The organism is Spirosoma aureum, from assembly GCF_011604685.1.
GTDB lineage: Bacteria > Bacteroidota > Bacteroidia > Cytophagales > Spirosomataceae > Spirosoma > Spirosoma aureum.
On sequence record NZ_CP050063.1, the window covers coordinates 8,837,602 to 8,856,529 of the forward strand.

The window sequence follows — 18,928 nt, forward strand, 5'->3', positions numbered from 1 at the left end:
AACTTCCAATAGACTATGAGAAAAACAGTGTTGATGGCTGGTCTGACCCTTTGGTCGGCAGCTTTATTGGCCCAGGCCCCAACCGCTCCGACCCAAAACGCCAATACGCGTTTTGAACAGCTCGGGCCAACGCTGCCTACGCCAAACACCTTCCGTACGGCCGCTGGTGCACCTGGAAAAGACTATTTTCAGAATCGTGCCGATTATGACATCAAGGTCGAACTCGATGATGCGAATCAGAAAATTATCGGTACAGAAACCGTTACCTATCATAATAATTCAACCGATGAGCTGCCCTTCATCTGGCTTCAGCTCGACCAGAATCTATTCGCCAAAGGGTCGACTGGTAGTGTAACCCGCACAGGTGGCGTTAACGAAAGCGGAATGAGTTTCGCCCAGTTGCAGAATCTGACGTCTGTTCGCGAGCGCAGCAGCCAGCAGGCTACTGATAAGTATGGCTACAAGATTACTTCCGTTAAGGACTCGAAATCAGGCAGCCCGCTTAAATATACGATCAACCAAACCATGATGCGAATTGATCTGCCAGCCCCTTTGAAACCCGGTGCCAGCTATTCATTCAACGTAGACTGGAACTACTTCGTCACCGAATACTACGGTCGGAGCGGTATGGAGTTTTTCGCGAAAGATGGGAACTACAACTACTTCATTGCCCACTGGTTTCCCCGTTTGTGCGCGTATAACGACGTGAACGGCTGGCAGAACAAACAGTTTCTGGGTCAGGGCGAGTTTACCCTGATTTTTGGCAACTACAAAGTTGCCATTACTGCTCCCGGCGATCACATTGTTGGTGCAACAGGCGAGTGCCAGAACTATAAGCAGGTACTTTCGGCTACCCAACAGAAGCGTTTGGCACAAGCCGCTACGTCTAAAAACCCAGTTGTTATCGTGACGCAGGACGAAGCCGAGGCAGCTCTAAAAACCAAACCAAGCGACAAGGTAAGCAAGAAGACGTGGGTGTTTGCCGCAACAAACGTACGCGATTTTGCTTTCACAAGTAGCCGTCGGTTTATTTGGGATGCTATGCAGACCGATGTTTATGGCGATGGACGAAAAATCTGGTCGATGTCTTATTATGCCAAAGAAGGTAACCCGCTTTGGGGACAGTATTCGACACGCGTAGTTGAACACACGCTGAAATCATACGGAAATCGGACGATCAAATACCCCTATCCAGTAGCAATTTCTTGCCATGCCACGTCTGGTGGCGGTATGGAGTATCCCATGATTTCGTTCAATGGCGGTCGCCCGGAAGCCGATGGGACTTATTCTGAACAAACGAAAGCGGGTATGATCGGTGTGATTATTCACGAGGTTGGGCATAACTTCTTCCCGATGATCGTCAACTCCGACGAACGGCAATGGACCTGGATGGACGAAGGGCTGAACACATTCTGTCAATACTTGGCTGAGAAAGAATGGGATTACAATTTTCCAAGCCGCCGGGGCGAACCTCAATATATTGTCGACTACATGAAGTCCGACAAATCGGTGCTCTCGCCCATTATGACCTCGTCCGATAACGTTATTAGCCTCGGCCCTAATGCGTACGCAAAACCTGCTACGGCACTGAACATTCTTCGGGAGACGGTAATGGGCCGTGAGCTGTTCGATTATGCCTTCAAAGAATATGCCCGTCGGTGGGCCTTCAAATCGCCCGAGCCGGCCGATTTCTTCAGAACCCTCGAAGATGCGTCGGGAGTTGACCTCGACTGGTTCTGGAAAGGCTGGTTTTACGGTGTTGAACCCGTCGATCAGGATCTTGTGGAAGTCGACTGGTTTAAAGTAGATGCCGGCGATCCGGTAGCAACAAAAGCGGCAGCAAAAGCCGAAGCCCAGCGTCGGGCCGGAACTATCAGCAAACAGCGTGATGCAGCCACCAAGGCAGAGACGGTTGTCGCGAAAGATTCGACCATGAAGGATTTTTATAACAGCTACGATCCTTATGCCGTTACGGATACTGATAAAAAGAAATATCAGGATTATCTGGCAACGCTAAGCGAAGATGAACGCAAGTCCCTTGAAGCGAATGCTGGCACTAATTTTTATACCCTATCACTCAAGAACAAAGGTGGCATACCCATGCCGGTTATCATCCGGATGCAATTTGAAGACGGCACCGACTCGGTAGCTCGTTTCCCGGCAGAAATCTGGCGCTTCAATGATGTATCTATCAAAAAGGTCATTGCTACTCCAAAGAAAGTGACTCAATGGACGCTGGACCCGTATCAGGAGATTGCGGACATTGATGCTGAAAACAACTCGTTCCCGCGTGTAGCTCAGCCTACGCGCTTCCAGTTGTTCAAACAACAGCAACGGTTTGGTCCACAGGGGCCTAACCCGATGCAGCAACAGCGTCGGGCTACTCCGCCACCTGCTACCCAGGGAAGCGGCAAAAATTAAGTAATCGTGCCCAATGGCTAGTGGTGTTTATAATTTACATCATTAGCCATTGTACATTATCCATTATCCATTACTTTTGCAATCCAATTCGGGATGTAGCGCAGTCCGGTAGCGTGCTTGCATGGGGTGCAAGAGGTCGTGGGTTCGAATCCCGCCTTCCCGACACTACTAAAAAAGCCACCGAGCTCTCGGTGGCTTTTTTTTATAAGATCAATTAAAATAGTGCTAAACGAAAAAACCTGCTCTGAGCAGGTTTTTTCGTTTAGCACTATTTTAATTACTTAGAGAAGGGTCTGGTTCATAGTCGACTAAGTCACGAACAAACGATGTACCCTGCCATAATGACAATAATGCATGAGCCGTCAATGCCCCGCACACTACTGCAGCAATTATTAATAAAAAAGTAAAGAAAAGCCATTCCGCCAGGAGCCATCCTTTCGAAAATGTGACGAACCACTGGAAAAAATCGAAGGTAGTTACCCCCCAGGTGGTTAGCACAGTTGCTGCACGGATATAATAAATGTACAACATGGTATAAAAAAACTAATTGTCAATAGCAATAGGGTTTGAATTAACAAATCACCTTTCATTGAATTTATCCAATATTTAGTTTTTTTTATAAATGCAAAAGAACAATTTTTAATTGATTTATCCCAACAATGAAAGTATATACGTTTTGGTAATCAGGTTGGATTTTCAGTAAACAAAAAATATTTTTTTATCCATATGGAATCTTGCCAACAGTGGCATCTACAAGAAAGAGATAGCACATGGATTCCCCTTTACTGAAGATGCCTTAACAATTATTTTATGAACAAAGCCCCTCCATCTATCAACTTAGTGGTTTACCGCTCTTGGAAACGCCCAATATGGTACACTTGAAAAACAAGGTTTTACCGGTTAAAACATCAGTAAAGTGCAGATTTTACCCTTAAAGACCTGCCTAAGAAATTATTGATGGCTAATTTTAAGCAAAGAAAATTTGGCTAATACATTTGCGTTGTATTCGTCGGAAAAACCATAGTTTTGTAGAGGTTTCGACGGCTTTCACTCAAATTTTTAACTGAACAAACCGAAAGAGTCTAAATTTTTTGCTTTTTTTACCGGGCAAACCAACTTTCAAATTTAACCCTACAGTCCAGTTCCAATGAAAACACAAACTCCTTCTCCAGCACCAGCCAAAGCAGCGGCACCAAAAAAGAAGTCAGGTGGCTTAAATCCCGCACTCGTAATTCCAGTTCTGCTGGTGATTGGTATCCTGACGTACATGTTCGTCTTTGGTGATGGCAGCCACTTTCAGGAAGGTGACAATACGAAAGAACCACTACCCGGCGACTACTTCGGTACCGTATACAAGGGCGGCTTTATCGTACCGATTCTGTTTACCTGTTTCTTAACCGTATTGGTGTTCTCGATCGAACGCTTTATCACCATCGGCCGTGCAAATGGCACTGGTTCGATTGATGACTTTGTCCGTAAGGTGAAGTCCCTGCTCGACCGCAATGAAGTAGCTGCGGCTATTCAGGAGTGCGACAAGCAGAAAGGCTCTATCGGCAACGTTGTTAAAACAGCCTTGCTGAAATATCAACAACTGGCTACGGATACCCAGTTAGACAAAGAGCAAAAACTGGTAGCTCTGCAAAAAGAAGTGGAAGAAGCTACCACGCTCGAATTGCCAATGCTGGAAAAGAACCTGACGATCATCGCTACGCTGGCTTCGGTTTCTACACTGATCGCCCTGCTCGGAACGGTACTTGGTATGATCCGGGCCTTCGCAGCCATGGGTGCTACGGGTCAACCAGATACAGGTGCTCTTTCGACGGGTATCTCTGAGGCCCTTGTAAACACGGCTCTTGGTATCGGTACTGCTGCTATTGCAACGATCATGTATAGCTACTTTACCAGCCGGATTGACGTTCTGACCTACAACATCGACGAAATCGGCCTGAGCATCCAGCAGAACTTTGCTGCTCACTATTAGTCGAGACAGTGTATTTAAACCACCTGCCCGGTTTAAACCGGGCAGGTAGAAACAAAATAACTCATGCCAGCAGTTAAAATTAAACGTGCCAGTTCCACAGTGGACATGACGGCAATGTGCGACGTGGCGTTTCTGTTGCTGACGTTCTTTATCCTGACTGCCCAATTCCGGTCGCAGGATGCAGCAACCATCGAAACCCCGTCGTCGATCTCCGGCATTAAAGTTCCCGATAGTGATATTATGACTATTGGACTCGGCCGGGATGGTAAAGTCTATTTCGGTATCGACAATGCACAGAACCGCATTGCCATGCTGGATAACATTGCTGCAGCGAAAGGTCTTACGTTCACCAACAATGAAAAGAAAGAGTTCTCGCTGATGTCAAACTTTGGATTACCCATTAATCAGTTAAAATCGTATCTGAGCCTACCTAAGGAACAACAGGCAAAAGTCAAACAGCCTGGCATTCCGACTGATTCGACGGGTGCTGCTCCTACAAATGAACTGAAAGACTGGGTTTTCAATGCCCGTAAGGCTAATAACGGACTACGAATTGCGCTGAAAGGTGATAACCTCGCTAAATTCCCCGAGTTCAAGAACGTATTAGCTACGCTTCAAGCGCAAAATATTAACAAATTCAACCTGATAACAGGAACAGAAGCTCCTCCAGCGGGTTGGAAAGCAGACTAACCAAGTTTGTGGTTCGTGGTTTACAGTTCTTCAATCGAACAATAAATCACAAACTACAAACCACAAACAAAATAAGCCATGGCAGAAATTAACACCGGTGGTGGTGGTGGTAAGCATGATGGTGGTAAGGTACGGTCCAAGAAGGCGTCTACCCGTGTGGATATGACGCCAATGGTAGACTTGGGCTTCCTTCTAATCACCTTTTTCATCTTAGCCACCACCTTGAGCAAGCCATCTTCGATGACGCTCAACGTACCGGATAAAACCAAAACAGAAGAAACGGAGCCAATCAAAGCCTCCAACGTAATGACGATCTTTCTCGGGAAAGACAATAAAGCCCACTATATTTTTGGTAAGGCTGCCAATGAAGATCCCGAAGTAAAGACTGTTGGCTACGGGTACGAATTCCGGCAGGCACTTCAGGAAAACGCAAAAAAAGTGGGTGGCGAAAAGTTTGTCGTCGTTATCAAGCCAACGAAACTATCAACTTACAAGAATATGGTTGATGTACTGGATGAAATGGCAATTACCAAACTTAAGCGTTACGCGCTGGTAGACCAGTTGACCGCGGACGAGAAGAAGCTGCTCAAAGACAAAGCAAAATTAGACACCTAACACCATGGCAGAACTAGAATCCCAGGCAACGCTCGATGATATCGTGTTTGCCAATCGGAACAAAGCATATGGTGCCTACGATCTGCGGAAATCGTATCCAAAGACCGTTACGCGTGCCTTAATTATTGGTGGTATTCTGTTTACGCTTGGCGTACTGACACCGACCATCATTACGGCTTTGACCCCGGAAAAACAAGAGCAGGCAATGGTTGAGGTGGATCTGATGAAGCTCCCACCACCGCCAATTGACCCGAATGAACCACCGCCACCGCCACCACCACCGGTCGAACTACCGAAGGTGAATACAGTGAAATTCCTTCCGCCGGAAGTAAAGCCGGATGAGGAAGTACCGGAAGAAACTCCGCCACCAGCCGTTGAAGAGCTTAAAGAAGCCGTTGCTGCTGAAAAAACCCAGGAAGGTGACCCGAATGCTGAGGAAGTAATTGCTGCTCCTGAAGCTTCGGCAGCCCCTACCAAAGTTGAAGCTGCTGTTGAAGCTGCACCGAAAGAAGAAGAAATCTTTACGGTCGTAGAACAACAACCAGAATTCCAGGGTGGTATGGCCGCATTAGGCCAATACCTGAGCAAAAACCTTCGCTATCCGGCAGCCGCTCAGCGGGCCAACGTTTCAGGACGTGTGTTCGTTAGCTTCGTTGTTAATACCGACGGTAGTATTCAGGACGTACAGGTGTTGAAAGGTCTGGGCTTCGGTACAGATGAAGAAGCACAGCGTGTGGTAAAGGGTATGCCAAAGTGGCGCCCAGGCAAACAGTCAGGCCGTCCAGTTCGGGTAAAGTATAATCTACCGATCAACTTCACGCTGGAATAATCAATCTATGCGCGGACAAAATCGAGGTCCAGAGAAGCTAACACTATACATTTCAGTACTAGCTTCGCTGGCATACTTGGGAGGAGGCATCGCACTGATTGCCTCCTCTCAGTCTTTTGGAGTGTTTCCTGAGACCGGATTTTTGCGGTATGGGTTAGCAACACTCCTGCTGATTTATGGAAGTTTTCGGGCTTATCGTGCCTATCAAGGTTTTCGAGCAAATGATTAGATCAGGAATTGGAGGGTTCGCCCTTCTACTAGGATTGCTTGGCTGTGATAGTGGAAAGCCAGCTTTGGATAATCCATCCAGAGGCTCTATCGTAATAGCAGCCGACGAGTCATTCCGGCCATTGGTTACCCAGTTAACGTCGGCCTACTCAGGCATTTATCCTGACGCCCATTTTAAAATAATTTATACGCCTGAACAGGAGGCAATTAACCTAATGCTAAAGGATAGCGCCCGGATTGCTTTTACGACCCGAATGCTATCGACCAACGAAAAGGCGGTTTTAAATCAACGGAAGATTGTCGGGTCAACAACCAAATTGGCCACCGATGGTGTAGCGCTTATAATCAACAAAGCCAACAACGATAGTTTGTTAACAATGAGTGAGCTGAAACAGGTCTTCACCGGAAAGCTCGCTCAATGGTCGCAATTGAAAGATGGAAATCAGTCAGGTCCCATTACGCTGGTATTTGATAATAATAACTCCAGTAATCTGGATTTTATCCTGCATACCTTCGGAATTACTGATGTTAGAGGGCTGCGCATTTTCACGACGAAATCAAACCGGGAGGTTATAGATTTTGTCCGAAAGAATCCATCCGCATTAGGCTTTATTGGTGTAAACTGGATTAGTGACGGCGATGAACCACTCACGGCCGAGCTTTCTAAAGATCTGCGCGTTGTTGGTATTTCGTCAAAAGAGAACCCAACAAAACGAGCTGATTACTTTCAACCATTTCAGGAAGATTTAGGGATGCAGCGATATCCTTTACGAAGACCTGTCTACGTACTGAGTCGTGAATCACATCCGGGGTTGGGTGGAGGGCTCGTAAATTACGTTATGCGGGATGCGGGGTCACTTATTATTTACAAACTTGGACTCTGGCCTTCAATTGCTTATAATCGGGAGGTAAACCTCAGGAAATAATATTGTGTTTTGAGACTACAATTCTTAGAGAGTTAGGTATACTTCTTTTTCTCCCCCATATGTTATGTTTGCTTTACATGTGGGGGATTTTTGTATCCCAACTATCGCTACCTGACGTAGATACTAATTGCCTATTCACTACTGCACTGTATCTATCCAAACTCACAGTAATTCACCCTTCAACGTTAAAGTTGAAGATAGTGGTGAAAATTGCTTCGATTAGGGCATAGTAAGCAAATTACGATACGCAGGATGGTGCAATACAAAATCGGCCGCAAAAGCTTCTCCCTGTTTCGACCAGTGACCATCGCAACTGATGTATAAACTGGCTAAAGCGCCTTTATAAGTCAGAAAAGCTGGAGCAAGAGAAATAAAAGTAGCTCCATTTGTACGGCAGAAATCGGACAAAAGGGGATCAATTCGATTTTCGGCCCCTTGTTTCAATGCCGAAAGATCGGCCAAAGTAGGTAATGAGAGAATTAGTACTTGTTTTCCTTTGGCTTCTTTGATCAATTGGGTAAGCGACTGACGAACATATTGCCACTGCTCTTCATTAAATGACTGATATCTGGTCATCTGCCCACTTTGAAAGCTTTTAGCATTAGCTTCTCCCAATAGCCGAAACAAACTGGAATGAGCCAATAAATCAGCTTTTAGTTTATTGCCAAATGACAGTGAAGAATACAATGAATCAACAACTTTCAATACTTTCGAGTTAGTCTGATGACCACTAGACAGAGCCTGACTCGTATTGGCCAGGCTATATTTAAGTGTATAATCAGGTGCTTTACCATGCCAGTAAGGTACATAACTTGGCCAATCTACACGCGTATAATCCTGTCGTTCATCTAGGATTTCAAAATCATTGGCAGGCAAAAAACCCACAATTACAATATCATGGTCGAACTGTTTGACAACTCCTTTGTACATGAGGAAATAATGAACAGGATTAGAGCCATTTACGGCAAAATTCAGATGTTCAGCCCCGGTCTCGCGTTCTAATATAGATGAGAATCGATAAGGCTCATTAACCAGATATCCTTCCATGAACGAATCACCTACTATAGCTACTCGTTTTCTTTGCGGATATAAATTGGTTAAAGACCGTTCACGGTCCATAGCCCCAACAGAGTTATAGGAACGTTGAATCGAATCCCCTTCACAATTCACAAATCGATCATTACCATTTGGCAAATGAGAGCGCCCTGCTATTGGATTTAAATCTCCAGCCGGAAAGGGGCGAATTGCGATAACACCCGGAGAAACATAAAATCGTCTAAATACAAATGGAGAGCTTTTGACAAGCTGTAGGCCTAATACTATATGCCCTATTGTCTCTAACAGCATCAGGAAAAAAAGGGCAGATAGTAAAGTAAGCGAAAGGTTTTGTATCAATTTATGCCGTGCTAGCAGCATTAAATGCAGAAAGAATCCAATTAGGGTAACTATTATACTAAGTTTCGCAATATTTTTATAGGCGAAGTTGGCAACTAATCCATCTCCATTAGTGATAAAATTATCATATACATAACAGATTAGTAGTAGGCTTAACGTTATAAGTATGATCAGCCCCCAAAATGTAAACGCTTTTTTTTGACGCGATATACGGAGAAGGTCTTTGTTCAGGGCAGGCAGTTCATCTGTCAATATCGTTTGCATTAGTTTTTATTTAAACGAAGTTGGACTGTATTTTCTGGGTTATTGAAATCCCCGAAATACAATTGACCCCAAAAACTATTTTCAGGTTCGTTCCAACATTCCGGTGTGTGATAGAAGAGTAGATGCTAGCTTTTAAAGCTTTATGCACAAAGCTAAGGTATCACTATTTACAATACCAAGTTTCTTCCTGCTACAAGTATAAATTACTCAATCTAATGTTCACTCATATGTAATTAACAACAACAGTATAAACACAAAGGAAAAAGGCTATTCTGCTGTTTTCTGGTCATTATGGCTACTGAACCACATTCATTTATGGCCTAACTAAAAATATTGTGAACGATCCGGAAATATATAATTCAAAAAAAATACCACATACGGGCATACAAATCCCCTATCTATATAGTTATGTGTAAAAAAGGCGGTGTTTGGCAGATCGCTAAACGGACAAACGTAAAAGCAAGTTTTTTGATTTAAAAGCAATTTTTTAGTTTTGCTAATTGTTTAATACTCACAAAACCTTTTTTCTAATTTCCAACCTGAAATACATGATGAACAACCAGAAAAAATCGCTGTTGACCATCCTGTTCGTGGGGGCCATGACTGCTCCATTGATGGCGCAGGACGTCCAAACGGCACTGAAAGACGTGGAGGCTGAGCGATTTGCGAAAGCAGGCCAAACTCTTACGCAGTTAGCCACCAGTTCGCCATCGGCTGAGAATCAATTCTACCTGGGTTATTATTACCTGAGAAGTGGACAAATCGATCAGGCTAAAGCAGCTTTCGAAAAGGGAGCAGCTGCCGATGCTAAAAATCAATTAAATAATATTGGGCTGGCTGGCGTAGCCTTAGCAAAAAAAGATCGGGCCACGGCCAAAACGTTGATTGATAATGCTATTTCCGCAACGAAGAGCAAAGATCAGAATGCGTTGATCCGGGCGGGTGAAATGTACACCCTGGAGGAAACAAATGATCCAGCAGAAGCGATTCGCCTACTCACCATTGCTGATGAAAAAGACAAAAAGAACGAAAACGCCGAGATCGAGATGCTTCTGGGCGATGCGTATTTTTTGAAAAATGATGGTGGTAATGCAATCTCAAAATATGAAAATGCATTAACGATTACGCCAAATCTGGCAGAGGCTAACTACAAAATTGGCCGGTTGTATCTCCGCGGGAAGAACTATGCAAAAGCACAGGAGTACTTTAAACTGGCCGTCCAGAACGATCCAGAGTTTGCCCCTACGTATCGGGCCTATGCCGATGCACTTGCCAACTCCCGTGCCTATAAAGCGGCTGCTACAAACTACGAACTGTACGTGCAGAAGAGTGGTACAACCGATCCAGAGCAATTGCTTGATGTAGCTCGTTACAAATTCCTGGCTCAGGATTATCAGGGAGCCATTGCCTATCTCGACCAATTGAAAGGAAAGATCAACAACCCAATTATTGATCGGATGTATGGCTGGGCTTACTCGGCACTGGGTAAAAACAATGAATCGGTCGAATCATTGAACCGGTTCATCTCGACCGCTCCTCAGAAAGTAATTTATGACGATTACAAGTATCTAGGACGGGCATATGCGCAACTAGGAACACCAGAAGGCGATTCGCTTAGCATTATTAACCTGGAGAAAGCAGCTCCTCAGGATACAACGGAGAATCTGTACCGTGAGATTGGCGAGAAGCTTTACAAGACCAAGAAGTACGACAAGGCAGCAACGTATTACGCGAAGACGATCGCGAACGATAAAAAACCACAAAACAATGACTTCTTGTGGTTAGGTCTTGCCAATTATCAATATGCACCACGCGTAGGTCGGGATAGCACAGTAGCGCAGATGGACACTGCGCAGATTAAGCAGGTGAAGCAACAGTATTACCTACGAGCAGATTCGGCGTTTACACAAATGGCGCAACGAATTGAAGCAGATGGTAAGAAGTATCCATTAGCTTACTACTATCGTGCCGGCGCTAACTACTATGCTTACCCGAACGATAAGGAGAAAGCTGCTAGTTTAGCTGGTCCGCTTTATGAAAAATTCATTGAGCAGGCAATGGCTCCGGATTCTTCGGATAAAACGGACTATAAGAGATACTTAGTAACGTCTTATAAAGCCTTGGCCGGATTCAGTATTTTAAAGAAAGACGACGCCAAAGCGAAGGAGTATTTCGAAAAGGTGCTGGCCATTGATCCAAATGATGAAAGTGTGAAGAAAGCGCTGGAAGGCCCGAAAGAAGCACCAGCACCAGCTACTCCGGCTAAGCCTGCCGTTAAACCCAAGACTCCTGCCAAAAAGAGTACAGCCGGTAAATAATTTCACGGACTAATGAATCAAATAAAAAGCGCAGGCGACCGTCTGCGCTTTTTATTTGATTTCCAGTTAATAAAAACCTGTTACCCGTTTCCAGTGCGTATATTATTTTCCGGGCGGAATCGTAACTTTGCGGGCGCAAATTTTTACCCAGACGACACTACCTTATAGAAGCCGTATGCTTAACCTTGTACTGTTTGGCCCTCCAGGTGCTGGCAAAGGAACTCAGAGCGAGAAATTAATCCGCAAATACAATCTGGTTCATTTATCTACTGGCGATTTATTACGTTCTCAAATTGCTGCTGGTACAGAATTAGGGCAGAGGGCAAAGCAATTAATGGATCAGGGCTTGTTAGTACCAGATGAGGTAGTGATTGGCATGATTGAAAATAAGTTACAAGAGAATCAATCTGCCGCAGGATTCATTTTTGATGGATTTCCACGAACTGTTCCTCAGGCAGAAGCGCTGGATCTACTGCTGAATCAGCACGATACTCAGATTACGACCATGATTGCTCTCGTTGTAGACGATGAAGAGTTAACCCGGCGTTTATTGTTGCGAGGGCAAACCTCTGGCCGCCCAGATGATCAGAATGAAGAACTCATTCGACGGCGTGTTAAAGAATATAACGACAAAACTACCCCGGTAGCCGATTACTATAATCAGCAGGGAAAGTTTGCCGCCATCGATGGTATCGGTGATATTGAAACGATCTTCAGTCTTATCTGTAGTAAGATTGAGCAGGCCGTTAGTTAGATTTTCGTTACTAACCCAGAAGAATACCTGAACTGTAGGTATAGGGAGTATATAACATATGGCTTCATCCAATTTTATTGACTACGTAAAAATAAACTGTCGTTCGGGCGCGGGCGGAGCTGGATCTGTTCACTTCCGACGCGAAAAGCATACCCCTAAAGGTGGCCCTGATGGCGGTGATGGTGGTCGGGGAGGCCATATTATTTTAAAAGGAAACGCTCAACTCTGGACGCTGCTTCACTTAAAATACCGCAAACACGTCAAAGCAGAGAACGGAACAGCCGGTGAAGGAGGCCGACGGAGCGGTGCGCAGGGGCAGGACGTTATTTTAGAAGTACCACTGGGAACTATTGCCCGGAATCCCGATACAGGCAAGCAATTAGCTGAAATTACAGAAGACGGCCAAGAAATCATTCTGTTTCCTGGCGGCAGAGGTGGCTTAGGCAACGACCATTTTAAATCAGCCACCCAGCAGGCACCTGATTATGCTCAACCAGGAGAAGCAGGCCTTGAAGAATGGGTTGTTCTGGAATTAAAACTTCTGGCCGATGTTGGCCTGGTTGGCTTTCCTAATGCTGGTAAGTCCACGCTGTTATCTGTATTATCGGCAGCCCGGCCCGAAATTGCTGATTACCCCTTTACAACCCTTGTACCTAATTTAGGTGTCGTAGCGTATAGAGATTATAAATCGTTCGTAATGGCCGATATTCCGGGCATTATAGAAGGAGCGTCTCAAGGGAAGGGGCTCGGTTTACGCTTTTTACGACATATTGAACGAAACTCGGTCCTTTTGTTCGTAATACCAGCCAATAGCGATGATATTCGTCAGGAGTATAATACGCTACTGAATGAATTACGTGAATATAATCCAGAATTGATGGATAAAGATCGCTTACTGGCTATCTCAAAAATAGATCTGGTTGACCAGAGTGACATCGCACGGATTAAAGAAACATTACCAAAGAAATTACCAGTAACATTTATATCGGCGGTCAGCCAACTTGGGTTAGATGAATTAAAGGACAGCATCTGGCAGCGCTTAACAGCAAATCCAGAGCCAGCCGAGTAAATAGTTTCGAATTTAGTAAATCTGGCCGCCAAGAATACAACCTGGCCGCATCTATACGCACTATGAAACATATTTCGTTGGCCTGCTATCTGGCAGTGTGGCTTTTATTGCCAACTCTATTGATGGCTCAGATTCAAGTATCGTTTCCTACTACCCGGGCTGTTTTTCAGCGTAATAATGCTAATCAGGCGATCATTAGGATCACCGGTTACTACTCGGCCGCGATCACACAGGTACAGGCCCGCGTACAGGCCCGTAACGGTCAAGGCACTACGGTAGACTGGCAGCCAATCCAGAATACGCCAAGTGGTGGAACGTATGCAGGCGATCTTACTGTATCGGGCGGTTGGTATGATCTTCAGGTACGAGGTATGAACGGCGGTCAGCAAGTAGGTGAGGTCATTACGGTTGAACGCGTTGGTGTTGGAGAAGTATTTGTCATAGCCGGCCAATCGAACGCGCAGGGCGTTCACTACAGTGCACCTGTCTCAACAGATGACCGGGTTAATTGTGTAAACTATAGATACCCTGACAACGGCTTCCCGAACGATCCGCCCGTACCTCAATTCTCACACTTAGACAATGGGGCTGGTTTTACGATTGCCCCTCGTGGCATGGGAAGTTGGTGCTGGGGCCGCCTGGGTGATCTTTTGGCCAGTAGGCTGAACGTTCCGGTTATGTTTTTTAATGCAGCTTTTACGGGAACATCCGTTCGAAACTGGAGTGATAGTGCTCCAGCAGGTGGTGCGGCATACGGGTATGGTGGATCACCCTATCCGGCCCGGCAACCTTATATAAACCTCAAAATTGCCTTACAGAATTATTGCAATATGCTTGGCATACGGGCTGTTTTATGGCACCAGGGCGAAGCTGACAATTTATTCAATACAACGACCCAAAGCTACGTCACCGACCTTCAGTTCGTTATTAATCAAACCCGACAGGATTTTGGCAGAAACGTTTCCTGGGTGGTTGCCAGAGCTTCTCATTATGATCCTTTAGGGCCCAGCAGCAAAATAATCGCGGCCCAGGATCAGGTTATTGCGACAACGCCCAATGTATTTGCAGGTCCCGCAACAGACACCGTTCAGGTGCCACGTTATCGGGCGCCCCTTTTTGATCCTGATCGTGTTCATTTCGATTTTAATGGATTAATCTCAGTCTCTAATCTTTGGAATAGTAGTTTAAGTGATGCCTTCTTCCAGACATCGACTCCTCATGGCCCCGCTTTGGCCCCAACGGTTACAGTAGCGTGTGCAGGCAATAACTTAACGTTCACAATTAATGGTAGTTATTCGTCCATTCAGTGGGAATCAGGCGAAACAACCCAAAGCATAACAAAAGGGCCCGGTACGCTATACCGAGCCAAGGTTAAAGATGCATTGGGGAATACACATTTTACCAGTTACCTCCGCGTTTCCGATACTCCAGTGGCCTCAATAGTCAGCAATAGGCCACCTGCGATCTGTGATGGAAGTACGCTCGCTCTTACGGCTAATTACGATAATGTAACCTGGCTTAGTCAGCCCAACAATACCAGTGTTGCTTCAGGGAAAACATTCAATGCCAGCGCGGCAGGTGCCTATTCGGTTCGATACCGGGACGTCAGTGGCTGCGATTTTGTTTCAAATACCCTCCAGCTTACACTCAATCCTCTTCCGGCAACGCCAACTATAACGAACAGTAAGCCAACTACCTTCTGTCAGGGCGATAATACTGTTTTACTGGCTTCCAGCGATAATGTAGTCTATAATTGGAGTGATGGGCAGAAAACTAAGCAAATTACCGTCACTACATCAGGTTCCTATACGGCTACCGTAACCGATCAGAACGGTTGCACATCAAAACCATCTAATGTGCTTCAGGTAGTATCCAATCCGTTGCCTGCGAAACCCACCATTGTGGCGAATGGTGCTACTACTTTCTGTGCAGACAGGAATGTTATATTGACTGCTTCAACTGAAGCGGCCTATTTCTGGACAAATGGGCAGACGGTTCAGAGCCTGACCATTACTCAGTCTGGCGATTACTCCCTCACCACCAGGAATCAGTTTGGTTGCCCATCTGTGCCATCCGATATTGTTACAGTCAAGGTAAACCCGCTTCCTCCCACACCTTCCGTATCGGCTGGTGGAGCTACAACTTTCTGCGCAGGCAATAGTGTTGCTTTAAATGCAACATCGCCTTTCGACGTAGTCTGGTCAAGCGGGCAGGCGAGTAAAACAATTACGGTAAGTCAATCAGGCAATTATGCAGCACAGGCTCGTGACCAGAATAGCTGTTTATCTGTCTTCTCGTCGGTTATCAATGTACGGGTGAATCCTTTACCTAACGCTCCAACCATCTTATCCAGTCGTTCTCCAACAATCTGCCAGGGAGATAGAGTAACATTTACCGTAGAGGGCCCCTATACAGTCTTCTGGTCAACCGGCGACTCCACCCGAAGCATTACAACCGGGCAGGCAGGTAACTACTCCGCACGAGTTCGCGATGTAAATGGTTGTGTTTCGACACAATCAAATCCTACTGTTGTTGATGTTAAAGCGCTACCACCTGCTCCAACCATAAATTCGATTGGAACTTATACGCTTGAAGCAGTTAGTTCGACCAATGGCGATCGTTTTCTGTGGCGTCGGGATAATGATTCTTTAGCCGTTCAAACTGCCATTATTAAAGCAGGAACATCAGGCAACTATACAGCCCGGTCATCGATCGTTTATTCAAATACACTCACGTGTTTCTCGTTACCTTCGGCAGCCTATCTGCTTACAATCGATCCAAGTTTTAATGGACTTAGCGTTTACCCAAACCCAAATCCAAATAAAATTGTCATTGTTGAAACCCAGCAAAACCTAACAAACGCTACGCTCACGTTATATACGTTGACTGGCCAAAAAGTTCTGGTTCGAAACATTGCAGTATTTGATGAGCGGAAGCAACTTACCCTAACCGACTTACCAGCTGGTGTTTATATTCTACGAGTTGAAGCTTCTGGCTTTGCCGGGTCTAAACGAATTTTGCTCGGTTTGTAATATTATTGCCAAATATACCGTTCAATCATAAAATCCCCGGCAAAATTTGTATTTTGCCGGGGATTTTATGATTGAACGGTATATTTAATAAGTAAGGTCTGATTGTTGCTATAAGAAATAAATTACGCCTTGATCAGCATGCCTACTAGCAACAGGACTGAAGAAAACTGACACATGAAAAACTATTATATCCTGTACATTTTTCTGCTGTTTAGTCAGAGGGCTATGCTTCCCAATGCTAAAGCGCAGACTACCGGTCAGGCAATAAAGATCACGTATCCCGAAAGCCGGGCCATTTTCCAACGGGGAGCTGATAACACGAGTACAATTTACGTATCGGGTAACTACTACCAGCCAGTTGATAGCGTCCAGGCTCGTGTTATTGCTGAGGTTGCAGGGCAAGGTATAAACACCGAGTGGGCTACCATCCAGCGAAATCCACAGGGAGGAATCTTTCAAAGCTCTATCCGGGCACAGGGTGGTTGGTATCGCCTGGAGATCCAGGCCTTTTCGGGAGGAGCCATAGTGGGTAGTGATGTCATCCGCAAAATTGGTGTTGGCGAAGTATTCATCATCACGGGTCAGTCAAATGCACAAGGTTTTCAGAACTTCGGTGCAGTAGGGGCAGCCGATGACCGGGTCAACTGCGTTACCTATGATAACTCGACCGCAAACTCGCTGGCCGATCCACCAGCCCCTTCCTTTCAGCAGCTTGGTGCTGCTTCACTGATTGGCCCCCGTGGCCAAAGTGCCTGGTGCTGGGGTGTACTGGGCGATTTAATTGCGAAACAATATAATGTTCCCGTCCTATTCATCAATACAGCCTGGGAAGCTACAATCATCAAAAACTGGGTAGAAAGTTCAAACAACCAGACAACCCTCAAGTGGTTTAATAGCCAGCCGTTTCCAGCTGGAATGCCTTACGCCAACTTACTGATCGCCCTTCGTTATTATTGCTCTCTTCAGGGATTACGCGCTGTTTTGTGGCAACAGGGCGAAAATGATAACTTTCCTATACACTCCACGCGCAAAGTATACGCTGACGACATGCAGTATCTGATCAACAAAACGCGCTCAGATACAGATCGTTATCCGGCCTGGGTTCTGGCACGATCATCATACAACACTGGCCAGGTAAGTGAAGACATTATTCAAGCCCAAAATGACGTTATCAACACCTATAACAACAATGTTTTTGCGGGCCCATTTACCGATAATATTCAGATTCCCCGTTATGAAGGCGATGTTCACTTTGGTGGAGATGGCTTAAAGCAATTAGGGCAGGCCTGGTTCAACAGCCTGAATTCTATTTTCTTCGCAACATCGCGTCCATTAACACCACTCCCTTCACCCGCCATTAAGGTAACTTGTGCAGCCAATAACGCCTTGACAGTTACATTGCCTGATCTGTATAAATCTTATGTTTGGAACAGTGGGCAAACGACGCAAGCTATTACGATCAATAAGTCAGGAGTTTATCGCGCAACCCTGAAAGATAAATATGGAAATACCTATTTATCACCCGCTATTGACGTCCAGGGCGTAATCCAGCCAACAGTTCCAACAATTTCGCTGAGTAAACAACCAGGGCAACCGGCCACTTCTCAGCAACAAATTTGTGCAGATTCGACGTTAACACTGGTAGCTTCTTCTTCCACGGGCAGTATTCCGGTATGGAGTACAGGCATTGCCAGCAGATCAATTACGGTAGGAACATCAGGGGTTTATTCGGCTCAGTCAGTAAATGTATATGGCTGTAAATCGGCACAATCACCAACCATCACATTAACGGCTCGTCCTAAATTACCGGCACCTACGGTCGAACAGGTAGGTACTTACTCGCTACAGGCAACGCTACCCACACCAACAGGTGGACAGATCGATCAGTTTGACTGGCGTCGGTCAGGCGAAGTTATTCCACAGAATGGTCCAGTCGTAAAAGTTATTGTAAGCGGTAGTTATTCGGCTCGCGATAAAACGACATTCGCCTTGAATAATAGCTCAAATCTGACTTGTTACTCCGACTACAGCGCGCCTAAAGAATTTACGTTCGATCAGACCACCGGCGGAGTAAGTGTATATCCAAATCCGTCAAACGATGGTGTTGTGACAATCGAAACGATTGAAAACCTGAAAGACGCCCTTGTCGACGTTTTTTCATTAACAGGGCAGCAACTTTCATCATATGTGGTTCCAATTTTTGATGAGCGCAAATTGCTTAATTTATCGGGGCTTGCTCAGGGTGAATATATTATACGCGTTCGATCGGTGGGTTTTAACGTCTCCCGTCGTATTATCATCGCCCGATAGAAGTAAAGCAATACTCTTTTATACATAAATAAGACCTTTTTCCGGAAAAGGTCTTATTTTGTTTTACACCCAGCTGAGGATAAACGCAGAGTTGCT

General features: G+C 45.4%; 13 protein-coding genes and 1 tRNA gene. 12 read left to right on the plus strand and 2 right to left on the minus strand.

Features of this window, described 5'->3' with window-relative positions:
- Window positions 1-15: 15 nt before the first annotated feature.
- A complete protein-coding gene (locus G8759_RS35365; RefSeq protein ID WP_167218491.1) occupies window positions 16-2,421 on the plus strand; it encodes a M1 family metallopeptidase in 2,406 nt (801 codons plus the stop codon).
- An 89-nt stretch (window positions 2,422-2,510) separates the two neighbouring features.
- A tRNA-Pro gene (locus G8759_RS35370) sits at window positions 2,511-2,584 on the plus strand.
- A 110-nt stretch (window positions 2,585-2,694) separates the two neighbouring features.
- On the opposite strand, the gene G8759_RS35375 is transcribed toward G8759_RS35370, so the two are convergent.
- The gene (locus G8759_RS35375; RefSeq protein WP_167218493.1) at window positions 2,695-2,952 is read right to left on the minus strand and encodes a hypothetical protein; all 258 of its coding nucleotides are present in this window, start codon (window positions 2,950-2,952) and stop codon (window positions 2,695-2,697) included.
- A gap of 616 nt (window positions 2,953-3,568) precedes the next feature.
- Between G8759_RS35375 and G8759_RS35380 the strand changes: the two genes are divergently transcribed.
- From G8759_RS35380 to G8759_RS35400, 5 genes are all read left to right on the plus strand, one after another.
- Window positions 3,569-4,402 carry a MotA/TolQ/ExbB proton channel family protein gene (locus tag G8759_RS35380; RefSeq protein ID WP_167218495.1) on the plus strand — a complete coding sequence of 278 codons (834 nt, stop codon included), beginning with the start codon at window positions 3,569-3,571 and terminating at the stop codon, window positions 4,400-4,402.
- Window positions 4,403-4,465: 63 nt separating this feature from the next.
- On the plus strand, window positions 4,466-5,092 hold the full coding sequence (locus G8759_RS35385) for an ExbD/TolR family protein (RefSeq protein ID WP_162388833.1): 627 nt from the start codon (window positions 4,466-4,468) through the stop codon (window positions 5,090-5,092).
- A gap of 78 nt (window positions 5,093-5,170) precedes the next feature.
- On the plus strand, window positions 5,171-5,707 hold the full coding sequence (locus tag G8759_RS35390; RefSeq protein ID WP_167218497.1) for an ExbD/TolR family protein: 537 nt from the start codon (window positions 5,171-5,173) through the stop codon (window positions 5,705-5,707).
- Between the two features lie 4 nt (window positions 5,708-5,711).
- On the plus strand, window positions 5,712-6,536 hold the full coding sequence (locus tag G8759_RS35395; protein ID WP_162388835.1) for an energy transducer TonB: 825 nt from the start codon (window positions 5,712-5,714) through the stop codon (window positions 6,534-6,536).
- 221 nt (window positions 6,537-6,757) lie between these two features.
- Window positions 6,758-7,690, plus strand: coding sequence for a PstS family phosphate ABC transporter substrate-binding protein (locus G8759_RS35400; protein ID WP_232074075.1), 933 nt, complete (start codon window positions 6,758-6,760; stop codon window positions 7,688-7,690).
- Between the two features lie 219 nt (window positions 7,691-7,909).
- On the opposite strand, the gene G8759_RS35405 is transcribed toward G8759_RS35400, so the two are convergent.
- Window positions 7,910-9,349, minus strand: coding sequence for an SGNH/GDSL hydrolase family protein (locus G8759_RS35405; protein ID WP_167218501.1), 1,440 nt, complete (start codon window positions 9,347-9,349; stop codon window positions 7,910-7,912).
- 548 nt (window positions 9,350-9,897) lie between these two features.
- On the opposite strand from G8759_RS35405, the gene G8759_RS35410 reads away from it, so the two are divergent.
- The 5 genes from G8759_RS35410 (at window position 9,898) to G8759_RS35430 (ending at window position 18,832) form a co-directional block, all read left to right on the plus strand.
- Entirely contained in the window at window positions 9,898-11,667 is a 1,770-nt protein-coding gene (locus G8759_RS35410) for a tetratricopeptide repeat protein (protein ID WP_167218503.1), read from the plus strand.
- Window positions 11,668-11,842: 175 nt separating this feature from the next.
- Window positions 11,843-12,421 carry an adenylate kinase gene (locus tag G8759_RS35415; RefSeq protein ID WP_167218505.1) on the plus strand — a complete coding sequence of 193 codons (579 nt, stop codon included), beginning with the start codon at window positions 11,843-11,845 and terminating at the stop codon, window positions 12,419-12,421.
- 58 nt (window positions 12,422-12,479) lie between these two features.
- Complete coding sequence (gene obgE, locus G8759_RS35420; protein ID WP_162388840.1) at window positions 12,480-13,490, plus strand: GTPase ObgE; 1,011 nt, start codon at window positions 12,480-12,482, stop codon at window positions 13,488-13,490.
- 62 nt (window positions 13,491-13,552) lie between these two features.
- A complete protein-coding gene (locus tag G8759_RS35425) occupies window positions 13,553-16,522 on the plus strand; it encodes a T9SS type A sorting domain-containing protein (RefSeq protein ID WP_167218507.1) in 2,970 nt (989 codons plus the stop codon).
- Window positions 16,523-16,696: 174 nt separating this feature from the next.
- A complete protein-coding gene (locus G8759_RS35430) occupies window positions 16,697-18,832 on the plus strand; it encodes a T9SS type A sorting domain-containing protein (RefSeq protein WP_167218509.1) in 2,136 nt (711 codons plus the stop codon).
- Window positions 18,833-18,928: the final 96 nt, after the last annotated feature.

What these genes read in the sequence shown, in the direction of transcription:
- G8759_RS35390 (WP_167218497.1), top strand. Translation starts at nt 5,171, where the DNA reads ATGGCAGAAATTAACACCGGTGGTGGTGGTGGTAAGCATGATGGTGGT.
- G8759_RS35375 (WP_167218493.1), bottom strand. Translation starts at nt 2,952, where the DNA reads ATGTTGTACATTTATTATATCCGTGCAGCAACTGTGCTAACCACCTGG.
- G8759_RS35400 (WP_232074075.1), top strand. Translation starts at nt 6,758, where the DNA reads ATGATTAGATCAGGAATTGGAGGGTTCGCCCTTCTACTAGGATTGCTT.
- G8759_RS35385 (WP_162388833.1), top strand. Translation starts at nt 4,466, where the DNA reads ATGCCAGCAGTTAAAATTAAACGTGCCAGTTCCACAGTGGACATGACG.
- G8759_RS35425 (WP_167218507.1), top strand. Translation starts at nt 13,553, where the DNA reads ATGAAACATATTTCGTTGGCCTGCTATCTGGCAGTGTGGCTTTTATTG.
- G8759_RS35410 (WP_167218503.1), top strand. Translation starts at nt 9,898, where the DNA reads ATGATGAACAACCAGAAAAAATCGCTGTTGACCATCCTGTTCGTGGGG.
- G8759_RS35365 (WP_167218491.1), top strand. Translation starts at nt 16, where the DNA reads ATGAGAAAAACAGTGTTGATGGCTGGTCTGACCCTTTGGTCGGCAGCT.
- obgE (WP_162388840.1), top strand. Translation starts at nt 12,480, where the DNA reads ATGGCTTCATCCAATTTTATTGACTACGTAAAAATAAACTGTCGTTCG.
- G8759_RS35405 (WP_167218501.1), bottom strand. Translation starts at nt 9,349, where the DNA reads ATGCAAACGATATTGACAGATGAACTGCCTGCCCTGAACAAAGACCTT.
- G8759_RS35395 (WP_162388835.1), top strand. Translation starts at nt 5,712, where the DNA reads ATGGCAGAACTAGAATCCCAGGCAACGCTCGATGATATCGTGTTTGCC.
- G8759_RS35430 (WP_167218509.1), top strand. Translation starts at nt 16,697, where the DNA reads ATGAAAAACTATTATATCCTGTACATTTTTCTGCTGTTTAGTCAGAGG.
- G8759_RS35380 (WP_167218495.1), top strand. Translation starts at nt 3,569, where the DNA reads ATGAAAACACAAACTCCTTCTCCAGCACCAGCCAAAGCAGCGGCACCA.
- G8759_RS35415 (WP_167218505.1), top strand. Translation starts at nt 11,843, where the DNA reads ATGCTTAACCTTGTACTGTTTGGCCCTCCAGGTGCTGGCAAAGGAACT.